The sequence below is a fragment of the Isoptericola sediminis genome, from assembly GCF_013085345.1.
Lineage (GTDB): Bacteria > Actinomycetota > Actinomycetes > Actinomycetales > Cellulomonadaceae > Isoptericola > Isoptericola sediminis.
The window spans coordinates 284,165-296,553 of the sequence record NZ_JABFAJ010000003.1 but is presented as its reverse complement, the minus strand read 5'-3'; the positions used below and the strand labels follow the sequence as shown (position 1 = coordinate 296,553).

Here is a 12,389-nt window from a genome sequence, read left to right as displayed (position 1 = left end):
GGCGCCGGTCCGCCCGCCGCCTCAGGCGAGCGGCACGACGACGCAGACCTCGAAGGTGCCCCGGGCCCGCCGCAGCAGGTAGCGCACCCGCCGGCTGGAGCGTTCGGCGGCCAGCTCGTCGCGCAGGCTCCAGCGCACCTCGACCCACAGCAGCGCCCAGCCCAGCTCGGCGGAGTCGGTGACCTGGGGCACCAGCGCGACGGCGTCCCCCGGGTCCGGCGCCCCGGCGTGCTCGCGCAGCATGTCGTGCACCCGCTCCGGGGTCGACAGCGCCACCGTCTCCTCGGCGAGCACCAGCACGGCGGTCGCGTCGAACCGGTCGGCGACCGCCTCCAGGTCGCCGGAACCCAGTGCCAGGCCCTGCTCGACGAAGTAGGTGCGCAGCGCCTCGTGGTCGTAGTCGCCGGTGTCGGTCGCCATCTGCCCACGGTAGGCCGGGTGCCGGGTCCACACGAGCCGGGCGGGGTCTGGCACGATGCGTCCCATGCGACGGGTGACGCGATGGTGCGCGATGCTCGCGGCGGCCGCCGTGACGGCAGGGTGCGCCGAGCCGGGCGGGGCGACGGGAGCCGACGGGACGGGTACGCCGGACCATCAGGACGACGCACCGGCCCCGGCCGACCTGCTGGCCGACCGGGCGGGGTCCTCCGGGGTCCGGCCCGAGCACGTACTGATGGTGGACGGCTACCGGCCCGCTCCCGGCGGCGGGGGAGCCTACGGGGCCCACGGCTTCGCCACCGTGCTCGTCGAGGACCTGCCGGAGGGCGAGCTCCCGGACGAGGCCACCCACGTCCTGCTCCTGGCGGTCGTGCCGGGAGAGATCGACCTGGCGACGTGTCCCGCGCTCGCGGTCCTGACCACGACCGGCACCGCGGCGGACGGTCCGGTCGAGTGCGCGGCGCAGGGCGAGATGTTCGCCCGGACGGCCGGGACCTGGCACGGGTACGCCGTGCAGCACGACGGGGCCGTGGTGCGCCTGTCCGGGCAGGACGTCGCCGACGAGGCGCTGCGAGCCGCGCTGACCTCGTTGCGCGTGCCCACGGTCGGCGAGCTCGACATGATCCTGCCGCCGGTCGCCCCCTCGCCGGCGGCGACGCCGTCCTCGTCTCCGAGCACCGGGCCCGTCGAGCGTGGCGACCTGCCGCCAGGGGACGGGGCTCCGGACAACAGCGTGGGGCTCGGTGGCTGACCGCCCCGACCGTGTCGGGCTTTGACATCCCCGATCGGGTCACGTACCGACTGGAGGGTGCGCGTGCTCGCCCCGTCGGCCCGTCGGCCCTGACGGCGCGGGCACGCCGCGTGCATGAGACGCCACGATCCCGGCACGACCCGGGAGAAGGGAGACCCATGACCGCCATGGTCGAGACCACGACCGACCTCTACCCGAGCCGTCTGGCCCAGCCCGGCGCGTTCGTCGAGCGTCAGCACCCCACGGTGTGGGGCACGGCCGAGGACGGCCCGTTCGACGCCGACACCCTCGCGGCGCACGAGCAGCGGGGCTTCACCGTCCTCGAGGACTTCATCACCCCCGACGAGGTGATCCGGTACAGCGCGGAGCTGAGCCGGCTGTCCTCGGACGAGTCGCTGCGGGGCGACCCGCGCGTCGTCACCGAGAAGAGCTCCGGTGAGGTCCGGTCGATCTTCGAGGTCACGAAGCTCAGCGGGCAGATCGACGCGCTCGCCCGGGACCCGCGCGTGCTGGACCGTGCCCGCCAGCTGCTCGGCTCGGACGTGTACCTGCATCAGACGCGCGTCAACTACATGCCCGGCTACAAGGGCGCCGGCTTCTACTGGCACTCGGACTTCGAGACCTGGCACGCCGAGGACGGCATGCCGGCCCCGCGCGCCGTGAGCTGCTCGATCGCGCTGACGCCCAACTACCCGTACAACGGCGGCCTGATGGTCATGCCGGGCTCGCACCGCACCTACGTGCCGTGCGTAGGCGAGACCCCGGAGAACTACCACCAGGACTCCCTCAAGGAGCAGCGGATCGGCGTGCCGTCGGAGGACGCCATCACCGAGCTCGCCCGGAGGTACGGCATCGACCAGTTCACCGGTGCGGCCGGCTCGGCGCTCTGGTTCGACGCGAACATCATGCACGCCTCCGGCAACAACATCACGCCGTTCCCGCGGTCGAACATCTTCCTGGTGTTCAACAGCGTCGAGAACGCGCTCACCGAGCCGTACAGCGCGCCCGCGCCGCGGCCCGAGCACATCGGCAGCCGCGACACCACGCCGCTGCGGTAGTCCGGGAGCCGGGCTGGGCCGGGCAACACGGTGCCCGGCCCAGGTCGGCCGCCGGTCTGCCGGCCCGGGCGCCGGTGCGCTCGCAGCGCACCGGCGCCCGGTGCCGTCACCAGGCCTGCGCCAGCAGGTCGGCGAACACCTCGTCGGCGTCCACCGCGAGCCCGCGCGCGGCGAACCAGCGGCAGACCGTGCGGCAGTCGCGGTGCAGCAGCTCGGGGCCCGCGGGGTTGGCCACGAGGTCCACGACCTGGGGCACGTCGATGACGACGATGCGCCCGGCGTCGACCAGCACGTTGTACGGCGACAGGTCCCCGTGCGCCCAGCCGAGCCGGGCCAGCACGCTCATCGTGGCCAGCAGCTGCTCGAACCAGTCGGCGAGCTCGTCCGGGGCCGGCCGGCTGCGGTCCAGCCGTGGCGCCGCGACCGCCGTGCCGTCGTCGTCGACCGTGCCGACGAACTCCATGAGCACCTCGGTGCCGTCGACCTGCACCGGGTAGGGCACGGCCGCCCCCGCGTCCCACAGCGTGCCCAGCGTGGTGAACTCGGCGTCGGCCCACTGGGTCGCGCGCACGGCGCGCCCCCACGCCGAGCGACGGTCCTCGACGGCGCGCTGGTCGCGCGTGCGGCGCACGCGGCGTCCGTCGGTGTAGGTGCTGTCGCGGTGGAACTGGCGGTGCTCGGGGGTGCGGTACCGCTTGGCGGCCAGGAGCGAGGCCTGGCCGGGGTCGTCGGGCACGGCACGTTCGACGAGGAAGACGTCGGCCTCCTTGCCGGTCTTGAGGACGCCGAGCTCGGTGTCCAGGGCGGCGGCCGCGGTGACGACCCAGTCGGGTCGCGGTGCCGGGCCGCGCTGACCCTTGGCGACACTCGGCCAGGTCGACCAGCGCTGGTCCGGGCCGGGGCCGTCGTGGTCGGCGGTGGTCAGGGAGAGGGAGAGGTTCGGGGGCACGGAAGGATCCTTCGGGTGGTGAGGGCACGAACGGTCCGGTGGGTCAGGGTCATCGCTCGGCCTCCTTCCGTGTCGGCCCGCGCAGGTCGCGGGTGCGTGCTGTGGCGCCTGCGGTGCCAGTCTGGGCCCGCCGGCGCGGGGGACGCACGGGATTTTCCGCGGCCTAGACTTGCACGGTGCGTCTGCTGTTTGCCGGAACCCCCGAACCCGCCGTGCCCGCCCTGCGGGCGCTGATCGACTCCGACCACGAGGTCGTCGCCGTGCTGACCCGCGCCGACGCCCGCGCCGGCCGCGGTCGCCGGCTGGTGCCCAGCCCCGTGCGTGTCGCCGCGGAGGAGGCCGGCCTCGAGGTCATCACCGACGTCCCGCGCGGGGAGGAGTTCGTGGCCCGGCTGCGCGCCCTCGAGGTGGACGCCGCCCCCGTGGTCGCCTACGGCCACCTGCTGCGCCCCGACGTGCTCGCCGTGCCCCGGCTGGGCTGGGTCAACCTGCACTTCTCCGTGCTGCCCGCCTGGCGCGGCGCCGCCCCCGTCCAGCACGCGGTGCTGGCCGGCGACGACGTCACCGGCGCCACGACGTTCCTGCTCGACGACGGCATGGACACCGGCCCGGTGCTGGGCACCTCCACCGAGACGATCCGGCCCCGCGACACCTCCGGCGACCTGCTCGGGCGTCTGGCCACCTCCGGCGCGGGGCTGCTCGTGGCCACCCTGGACGCCCTGGAGGCCGGCACCCTGTCCCCGCAGCCGCAGAGCCCCGACGGCGCCTCCTACGCCCCCAAGATCACCGCTGAGGACGCCCTGGTGCGCTGGGACGACCCGGCGCTCGCGGTCGACCGGCGCGTGCGGGCGGTCACCCCCGCGCCGGGGGCGTGGACGACGCTGCCCGCGTCCGAGGAGGGCACGCCCGGTGCCCGGCTCGGCCTGGGTCCGGTGCGCCCGCGACCCGACGTGGTCGACCTCGCCCCCGGCCAGGTGCGGGCCGGCAAGTCCGAGGTGCTGGTGGGCACCGCCACCCATGCCGTCGAGCTGGGCGAGGTGCGGCCCGTGGGCAAGAAGCCCATGGCCGCGGCCGACTGGGCGCGTGGTGCAGGACGGGCCGTCGCCGAGTCCGGCGCCCCGCTGGGAGGTGCCCGATGAGCGAGGACCGTCGTGACGAGCGCCGCAACCCCCGGGGACGGCAGCGGGGGGCCGCCCGCTCCCGCGGGCAGGGGCACCGCAGCGCCCAGGCGCCCTCCGAGCGCCGCCGACGCACCGACCCGGCGCGCACCGCCGCCTACGACGTGCTGCGCGAGGTCGACACCTCCGACGCGTACGCCAACCTCGTGCTGCCCCCGCTGCTGCGCGAGCGCGGCCTGAGCGGGCGCGACGCCGGGTTCGCCACCGAGCTCGCCTACGGCACCCTGCGCCTGCGCGGGCGCTACGACGCGATCCTGGCCCGGTGCGTCAGCCGCCCGCTGGACCGCCTCGACCCCGAGGTGCTCGACGTGCTGCGCCTGGGCGCCCACCAGCTGCTCGGCATGCGGGTGCCCGCCCACGCCGCGGTCTCCGAGACGGTCGCCCTGTGCCGCGACCGGGTCGGCGCCGGACCCGCCCAGATGGTCAACGCCGTGCTGCGTGCCGTGGGGCGCCGCCCGCTGGACGAGTGGCTCGACGAGCTGCGCGCCGACGCCCCCGACGCCGTCACCGCCCTGGCGCAGGTCGGCTCGCACCCGGTGTGGGTCACCCGCGCCCTGCGCGAGGCCCTGCACGGGGCCGGGCGCGACGTCGGCGAGACGGCCGACCTGCTCGACGCGGACAACACGCCCCCGCGGGTAACCCTCGTCGCCCGGCCCGGGCTCGTGGACGCGGACGCCCTGACCGACGGCGCCGGGGACGACGTGCACGTGGAGGCCGGCCGCTGGGCGCCGACCGCCCGGGTGCTCGTCGCCGGCACCGACCCCGCCGACCTGCCGGCCGTGGCCGACGGACGGGCCGGCGTCCAGGACGAGGGCAGCCAGCTCGTCACCCTCGCCCTGGCCGCCGCACCGCTGGACGGGCGCGACGCGCGCTGGCTCGACCTGTGCGCCGGCCCCGGGGGCAAGGCTGCGCTGCTGGCGGCACTGGCCGCGCGGCGCGACGCCCGCCTGGTCGCCAACGAGCTGCAGCCGCACCGGGCCCGGCTCGTGCGCCAGGGGCTGCGGGCCGTGCCCGACGGAGTCGTGGAGCAGGTGCGGACCGGGGACGGGCGCGAGCTCGGCACCGAGGAGCCGGGCGCCTACGACCGCGTGCTGGTCGACGCCCCCTGTACTGGCCTGGGGGCGCTGCGTCGCCGCCCCGAGTCCCGCTGGCGCCGCACGCCCGCTGACCTCGGGGTGCTCACCCGGCTGCAGGGCGAGCTGCTTCACTCCGCCCTCGACGCCGTCCGGCCCGGGGGAGTGGTCGCCTACGTGACCTGCTCGCCCCACCTGGCCGAGACGCGGCTCGTGGTCGACGACGTGCTGCGCCGCCGCGACGACGTCACCCGTCTGGACGCCCGCGCCGCCGTGCGTGACGTGCTCGTCCCGGGGGCGCAGATCGACCTCGGGCCCGACGACGGCGGCGCGGGCGGCCTCGACGTCCAGCTGTGGCCGCACGTGCACGGCACGGACGCGATGCACCTGACGCTGCTGCGGCGGGGCTGAGCCGGCTCGCCGCGCTCCGGCGTCGGGAAAACCTTGCACCCCCGAGGCTGGTCAGGATAACCTGACGCCTACCCGTGCTGTTCGAATATCCTGACAGGAGCAGGCGCCATGGTCGACGAGCCCCGATGGACGCAAGCCCGCAGCGCACGAGACATCGGTCGCTTCGTGCAGGCGACCCGCCGCGAACGACACCTCAGCCAGGCGGCGCTCGCGGACGAGCTGGGGCTGACGCGGCAGTACGTGTCGGAGGTGGAGTCGGGCGTGGGCAACCTCTACATCACGCGGCTCTTCGAGATGTTCGACGAGCTCGGCATCGACGTCCGGCTCGTCGCGCGGAGCACCCGTGGTCGCGACTGAGATCGACGTCTGGCTCTACGGCAGCAGGCTGGCGCGCTTCAGCAGCAGCCCGACGCTGCGCGGCGGTCCCCGTGCCGAGCTGGAATGGGATGCGTCGGCGTCCGCTCGATGGGGGTGGGGATCACGCATCCTCTCCCACCTGCTGCCCATCGACGAGGGAGCGCGCCCGCACCCTGCCCGCGTGACGGCTTGGCTCGACGGGCTCATGCCCGAGGGGCGCGTCCGCGACAACATGGCGATGGAGGCCGGTGTCGACCCGGAGGACCCGGTGGCCTTCTTCGCCGCGTACGGCGGGGACACGGTCGGTGCGCTCCAGTTCGTGGCGTCGGGCCGGACCCCGGGTGGCGAAGGTGGTGATCCGTTCCCGCTCGACGCGGCCGGCGTGGCGGAGCTCCTGCGCGAGGCCCTCGCGAGGGCCGGCGGTCGGGGAAGGAGCGAACACCTGACCAGCTCGCTCCCCGGCATGGAACCGAAGCTCGGGCTCGTGCGCGAGGGTGGGACCTGGATCCGGGCACCCCGCGACCAGCCGACCACCCACATCCTCAAGGTTGCGCGCGCCGCGGACTCGCCGACCGCGGACCTCGTCGACACCGAGGCGGCGGCGATCGAGCTCGCACGACGCATCGGCCTCACCACGATCCAGGCGCACGTGGAGACCTTCGAGGACGTGCGCTGCCTCGTCGTGTCCCGGTACGACCGCGTCCCCGACGCCGAGGCGCCGGGCGGGCTGCGACGGATCCACCAGGAGGACGCCGCCCAGGCGCTGGGCATCAACACCCGCGACCCGGAGCGCAAGTTCCAGCACGGACGGACCATCCCGTCGCTGCGGGCGATCGCCCAGGTGCTGCGCGACGACGGCTCCCGCCCGGACCGCCTCCTGGCGCTGACGACGCTCAACCTGGCCCTCGGCAACACCGACGCCCACGCCAAGAACATCTCGATGCTGCGCCGGGCGGACGGGACGGTGTCGCTGGCTCCGGCGTACGACATCTCCATGCACCTGCACCACGGGCACGCCTCCCGCGTCTTCGCCATGGACGTGGCGGGCACGCGGGACATGGATGCGATCACCGGGACCGACCTCGTGGACGAGGGTGTCGCGTGGGGGCTGCCGCGGCGTCGTGCCGCCCGGGTCGTCGGCACGACGCTCGACGCGCTGCGCACCGCCCTGGGAGAGATCGACCGTGACGTCCACCCGGGGGTCGGGGCGGACGCCTGGCGGACGGTCGAGGCCTGCACCGACCGTCTGCGCGCCGACCTGCGCTGACCGGTCAGTGCAGCGTGCGCTGCATGAGCATCGTGCTGACGTCGCGTCCGTGCTTGCGTCCGACGTCGCGCAGCACCCCGACGACCTCGAACCCGAGGCGACGGTGCAGGGGCACCGACCCGGCACCCGCCGGGTCGTCGGCGACGACCGCGACCACCTGGCGGATGCCGGCCACCGTGCAGGCGTCCAGCAGCGCCGACAGCAGGCGGGTCCCCACGCCGCGGCCCTGCGCGGTCGGCGCCAGGTAGATCGTGTCCTCGACGGTGTGGCGGTAGGCCGCCCGCGGACGCCAGGGTGTCACGCAGGCGTACCCGACGACCTCGCCGTCGAGCTCGGCGACGAGGAAGGGGAGCCCGCCCGCGTCCGCGTCCTCCAGCTGGTCGGACCAGTCGGCGGCGCTCGGCGGATCCTCCGCGAAGGTGACCGCCGTACCGGTCACGTACGGCGCGAAGATCGCGGCGACCGCCGGGAGGTCCGCCGGGACGGCGCGCCGGATCCGGGGACGCTCCGCCGCACCGGGCGGTCCGTCGCCGGGGGAGGGGAGTGGTGCCACGGGGCGAGCCTAGACCGACCGCGTCCTAGGCTGAGGCCATGCCTGCACTGATCAACCCGAGCATCCTGTCCGCCGACTTCGCCAACCTCGAGCGTGACCTGCACGCCATCGCGACGGCGGACGCCGCCCACGTCGACGTCATGGACTACCACTTCGTGCCGAACCTGACGCTGGGCCTGCCGGTGTTCGAGCGGCTGGTGCAGGTCTCGCCGGTACCTGTCGACGGCCACCTGATGATCGCGGACCCGGACCGGTGGGCGCCCGCCTACGCCGAGGCCGGCGCGGCGTCGGTCACCTTCCACGCGGAGGCGGCGCAGGCCCCGGTGCGGCTGGCGCGCGAGCTGCGACGCCTGGGTGCCCGCGCCGGGGTGGCGCTGCGCCCCGCGACGCCGGTGGAGCCGTACCTCGACCTGCTCGCCGAGGTGGACATGATCCTCGTCATGACGGTCGAACCGGGCTTCGGCGGCCAGTCCTTCATCGAGGGCACGCTGCCCAAGATCCGCCGCGCGCGGCGCGCGATCAGCGAGCAGGACCTCGACGTCCACATCCAGGTCGACGGGGGAGTGTCCCGCGACACGATCGAGCGGGCGGCCGAGGCGGGGGCGAACGTCTTCGTGGCGGGCTCCGCGGTGTACGGCGCCGAGGACGTCCCGGGGGAGATCGAGACCCTGCGGGCGATGGCCGAGCGCCACGTGCACTGAGCGGCACGGAGCCGGGGCCGCGCACGACGAACGTGCCGCCCTTCGGCTCCCGACAAAAATAGTGTGCCAAGCACCAAAGGGTGACGAGACAGACGTCCGCACCACGGACCCCAGCAGCAGGGACGCGAGGGTCTCCGTCTACGCTGGGGGTCGTGAAGACCTTCGACTCCCTGTTCGCCGAGCTGTCCGCCAAGGCCGAGTCCCGTCCCGCCGGGTCGGGGACCGTCGCGCAGCTGGACGCCGGCGTCCATGCGATCGGCAAGAAGATCGTGGAGGAGGCCGCCGAGGTGTGGATGGCCGCCGAGCACGAGTCGGACGAGGCGGCCGCCGAGGAGATCTCCCAGCTGCTCTACCACCTGCAGGTCCTGATGCTGGCCAAGGGGCTCACGCTGGAGGACGTCTACGACCATCTCTGAGCGCTCGGTCGTTCCCGGCCCGGCGCGCTCCGACGTCTCCACCGATCCAGACCAGAACGAGGTAACCCGTTGCTCCGCATCGCCGTCCCCAACAAGGGGTCACTGTCCACACCCGCCACCGACATGCTGCGCGAGGCCGGGTACCGCCAGCGTCGCGACGGCCGTGAGCTCGTGCTCACCGACGCCGACAACGACGTCGAGTTCTTCTTCCTGCGCCCGCGGGACGTGGCCGTCTACGTCGGCGCCGGCACCGTCGACGTCGGTATCACCGGCCGCGACCTGCTGCTCGACTCGGGCGCCGCGGCGGTCGAGCACCTTCCGCTCGGCTTCGCGGGGTCGACGTTCCGCTACGCCGCACCGGCCGGGACCATCACGCAGGTGGATGACATCGCCGGCAAGCGCGTCGCCTCGTCCTACACCCGGTTGGTCGCCGACCACCTGGCACGCAAGGGTGTCGAGCCCTCGGCGATCGTGCACCTCGACGGTGCGGTGGAGAGCTCGGTCCGGCTTGGCGTCGCGGACGTCATCGCCGACGTCGTCGAGACCGGGACGACGCTGCGCGCCGCCGGCATGGAGGTGTTCGGCGAGCCGATCCTGCGGTCCGAGGCCGTGATGATCCGCCACGCCGACGCACCGGAGCCCGCCGGGCTCGACGTCCTCACACGACGCCTCCAGGGCGTGATCACCGCCCGGGAGTACGTCCTGCTGGACTACGACGTGCCGATGGAGCTCCTCGACGCCGCGGTGGCGGTGACCCCGGGCTTCGAGTCGCCCACGGTGTCCCCGCTGCACAACGGCCAGTCGGCCGCCGTGCGGTCGATGGTGCGCCGGGCGGACACCAACCGCGTCATGGACGTGCTCTACGAGGTGGGGGCACGCGGCATCCTCGTCACGTCCATCCACGCCTGCCGCCTCTAGACGATGGTCGACGACAGCACCGGTCGGGAGTTCCGCACGTTCCGCCCGCTCTGGGCGAGGGTGGCGGTCGTGGTGACCGGTGCCGTCGCGGCGGGCGGGAGCCTGCTCGTCGGGCTCTTCGCCCCCACGGGCGTGCTGCTGGGCGACGGGACCAGGCTGTCCTTCGTCGTCTTCGCCGCGTTCGTCGTGTGGCTGCTGTGGCGCCTGGGAGGCGTGCACGCCCGTCCGGACGACGACGGCCTCACGGTGCGCAACGTCGTGCGGACCCGACGGGTCACCTGGCCCGAGATCGTCGCGGTGCGGATGACGACGAACGACTCCTGGGTGGTGCTCGACCTGGCCGACGGCGGCACCCTCGCCGTCATGGCGATCCAGCGCGCCGACGGCGAGCGGGGAATGGCCGAGGCGCGTCGGCTGCAGTCTCTCGTGCAGCGCCTGGGCGAGGCGCCCGACGTCGACTGACGCCGGGCGCCCCGTGCTCAGGCGGTGTGGGCGGGGCGCCGCTCGCTGCGCGGGGCACGACCCTGCGGTGCGCCCTTGTCCGGGGCGATGCGCAGCTGGCGGCCGGCGACGTTGGCCCGGCCGATCTTGTTCATCGCCGCGTCGTCGAGCGGCTTGGTGATGTCGACGAGCGAGAAGCTGCCGAAGATGTCGATCTTGCCGATGTCCGCGCCGCGCAGACCGCCCTCGTTGGTCAGCGCCCCGACGATGCCGCGGGGCTGGGCGCCGTGCGCGTGGCCGACCGCGACCCGGTACCGGGTGCCCTCGGCGGGGCGCCGGATGCCGCGGGGCCGGTCCTCACGACGGTCGGCCCGGGGGTGGCGGTGCGTGCGGTCGCCGTCACGGTCCGACCGCTCGGCACGCTTCGTCTCCCGCGTGCGTCCGCCGCGGACCTCGGCGCGCTCCTTCTCGTGCTCGGCCTGAGCGGCCAGGTGCTGCGGCCCGTCGTCTCCCACCGCGAGCGCCAGCAGGGCTGCGGCGACCTGGGTGGGGTCGGGAGTGGTGCCGTCCTCGCCGGGGGTGAGGTGCTGGGTGAGCAGCTCGGTGTACAGGTCGAGGCGGCCGGCCTCGAGCCGGGTGGGCACGGTGGACAGGATGGTGCCGGCCCGGTGGGCGGAGACGTCGCGGGGCGAGGGGATCTCGGCCTCGGTGAGCCTGGTGCGGATGGTGCGCTCGATGTGCTTGAGCTTGCCGCGCTCGTGGGGGGTGACGAAGGACAGGGCCTTGCCGGTGCGGCCGGCGCGACCGGTGCGGCCGATGCGGTGCACGTAGGCCTCGGCCTCGCGGGGCAGGTCGAAGTTGACGACGAGTCCGATGCGGTCGACGTCCAGGCCGCGGGCGGCGACGTCGGTGGCGACGAGCACGTCGAGGGAGCCGTTGCGCAGGCGCTCGACGATCTTCTCGCGCTCCTTCTGGGCGACGTCGCCGGAGATGGTGGCGGCGGACACGCCGCGCTCGACGAGGGCGACGCCGACCTCCTCGGCGGCGGCGCGGGTGCGTGTGAAGACGATGGTGGCGTCGGCGTCGGAGGTGGCCAGGACGCGGACCAGCGAGCCGACCTTGTGCCGGAAGGGCACAACGGCGTAGGTCTGCTCGACGGTGGTGACGGTGCTGGACTGCCGGCTGACGGCGATCTGCACCGGGTCGGTCATGTGGGTGTCGGCGACGTGGCGGATCGCGGCCGGCATGGTGGCGGAGAACAGGGCCACCTGCCGCTCGGCGGGCGCCTGGCCGAAGATCTTCTCGACGTCCTCCGCGAAGCCCATGCGCAGCATCTCGTCGGCCTCGTCGAGGACGAGGAACTTCACGTCCTCGAGGGTGAGGGCGGAACGCTCCATGTGGTCCATGACGCGCCCGGGGGTGCCGACGACGACGTGCACGCCGTCGCGCAGGGCGCGCTGCTGCGGCTGGTAGGGGGCGCCGCCGTAGACGGGCAGGACGTGGACGCCGGGCAGGTGGGCGGCGAAGGACTCGACGGCCTCGGCGACCTGCATGGCGAGCTCGCGGGTGGGGGCGAGCACGAGCGCCTGGACGCGGCCCCGGGCGACGTCGGCCGCGGGGTCGAGCGCGGCGAGCAGCGGCAGGCCGAAGGCGGCGGTCTTGCCGGTACCGGTCTGGGCGACACCGGTGATGTCCCGTCCGGCCAGCAGGGCGGGGATGGCCTCGGCCTGGATGGGGGAGGGCGTGGTGAAGCCGAGGTCGTCGACGGCGCGCTGGAGCGGGTCGGGCAGGCCGAGCTCGCTGAACGCGGGCTGCACGTCGGTGGGCAGGGTGGAGTCAGGGGTGCTCATGGGGTTTGACCATTCGTCGGGTGCGGGG

14 protein-coding genes are annotated in these 12,389 nt (G+C 74.4%); 10 read left to right on the top strand and 4 right to left on the bottom strand.

Annotated elements, in window-relative coordinates; genetic code table 11:
* Positions 1–21 precede the first annotated feature (21 nt).
* A complete protein-coding gene (locus tag HLI28_RS02115) occupies positions 22–420 on the bottom strand; it encodes a hypothetical protein (RefSeq protein ID WP_171245831.1) in 399 nt (132 codons plus the stop codon).
* 64 nt (positions 421–484) lie between these two features.
* Between HLI28_RS02115 and HLI28_RS02110 the strand changes: the two genes are divergently transcribed.
* A complete protein-coding gene (locus HLI28_RS02110) occupies positions 485–1,189 on the top strand; it encodes a hypothetical protein (protein ID WP_171245830.1) in 705 nt (234 codons plus the stop codon).
* A 158-nt stretch (positions 1,190–1,347) separates the two neighbouring features.
* Positions 1,348–2,247, top strand: coding sequence for an ectoine hydroxylase (gene thpD, locus HLI28_RS02105; protein WP_171245829.1), 900 nt, complete (start codon positions 1,348–1,350; stop codon positions 2,245–2,247).
* A gap of 106 nt (positions 2,248–2,353) precedes the next feature.
* On the opposite strand, the gene HLI28_RS02100 is transcribed toward thpD, so the two are convergent.
* The gene (locus HLI28_RS02100) at positions 2,354–3,196 is read right to left on the bottom strand and encodes an RIO1 family regulatory kinase/ATPase domain-containing protein (protein WP_171245828.1); all 843 of its coding nucleotides are present in this window, start codon (positions 3,194–3,196) and stop codon (positions 2,354–2,356) included.
* A 176-nt stretch (positions 3,197–3,372) separates the two neighbouring features.
* Between HLI28_RS02100 and fmt the strand changes: the two genes are divergently transcribed.
* The 4 genes from fmt (at position 3,373) to HLI28_RS02080 (ending at position 7,482) form a co-directional block, all read left to right on the top strand.
* Positions 3,373–4,335, top strand: coding sequence for a methionyl-tRNA formyltransferase (gene fmt / locus HLI28_RS02095; RefSeq protein ID WP_171245827.1), 963 nt, complete (start codon positions 3,373–3,375; stop codon positions 4,333–4,335).
* A complete protein-coding gene (locus HLI28_RS02090) occupies positions 4,332–5,858 on the top strand; it encodes an RsmB/NOP family class I SAM-dependent RNA methyltransferase (RefSeq protein WP_171245826.1) in 1,527 nt (508 codons plus the stop codon). Before fmt ends, HLI28_RS02090 begins: the two co-directional genes overlap by 4 nt.
* Before the next feature lie 108 nt (positions 5,859–5,966).
* Positions 5,967–6,215: a helix-turn-helix domain-containing protein gene (locus HLI28_RS02085; protein ID WP_171245825.1), complete on the top strand. Its 249-nt coding sequence runs from the start codon at positions 5,967–5,969 to the stop codon at positions 6,213–6,215.
* Positions 6,202–7,482, top strand: coding sequence for a HipA domain-containing protein (locus tag HLI28_RS02080; protein ID WP_171245824.1), 1,281 nt, complete (start codon positions 6,202–6,204; stop codon positions 7,480–7,482). Before HLI28_RS02085 ends, HLI28_RS02080 begins: the two co-directional genes overlap by 14 nt.
* A 4-nt stretch (positions 7,483–7,486) precedes the next feature.
* Here HLI28_RS02080 and HLI28_RS02075 read toward each other — a convergent pair whose 3' ends face one another.
* A complete protein-coding gene (locus tag HLI28_RS02075) occupies positions 7,487–8,035 on the bottom strand; it encodes a GNAT family N-acetyltransferase (RefSeq protein WP_171245823.1) in 549 nt (182 codons plus the stop codon).
* Between the two features lie 38 nt (positions 8,036–8,073).
* On the opposite strand from HLI28_RS02075, the gene rpe reads away from it, so the two are divergent.
* The 4 genes from rpe to HLI28_RS02055 all read left to right on the top strand — a co-directional run bounded on the left by rpe (position 8,074) and on the right by HLI28_RS02055 (position 10,532).
* The gene (rpe, locus tag HLI28_RS02070) at positions 8,074–8,736 is read left to right on the top strand and encodes a ribulose-phosphate 3-epimerase (protein ID WP_171245822.1); all 663 of its coding nucleotides are present in this window, start codon (positions 8,074–8,076) and stop codon (positions 8,734–8,736) included.
* A gap of 152 nt (positions 8,737–8,888) precedes the next feature.
* Positions 8,889–9,152, top strand: a complete 264-nt coding sequence (locus HLI28_RS02065; RefSeq protein WP_171245821.1) for a phosphoribosyl-ATP diphosphatase — start codon at positions 8,889–8,891, stop codon at positions 9,150–9,152.
* A gap of 69 nt (positions 9,153–9,221) precedes the next feature.
* Positions 9,222–10,070, top strand: coding sequence for an ATP phosphoribosyltransferase (gene hisG / locus HLI28_RS02060; protein WP_171245820.1), 849 nt, complete (start codon positions 9,222–9,224; stop codon positions 10,068–10,070).
* 3 nt (positions 10,071–10,073) lie between these two features.
* The gene (locus tag HLI28_RS02055) at positions 10,074–10,532 is read left to right on the top strand and encodes a PH domain-containing protein (protein WP_171245819.1); all 459 of its coding nucleotides are present in this window, start codon (positions 10,074–10,076) and stop codon (positions 10,530–10,532) included.
* A gap of 17 nt (positions 10,533–10,549) precedes the next feature.
* On the opposite strand, the gene HLI28_RS02050 is transcribed toward HLI28_RS02055, so the two are convergent.
* Positions 10,550–12,361 (bottom strand): DEAD/DEAH box helicase, encoded by a 1,812-nt coding sequence (locus HLI28_RS02050; RefSeq protein WP_171245818.1) that lies wholly within the window; start codon positions 12,359–12,361, stop codon positions 10,550–10,552.
* Positions 12,362–12,389 lie beyond the last annotated feature (28 nt).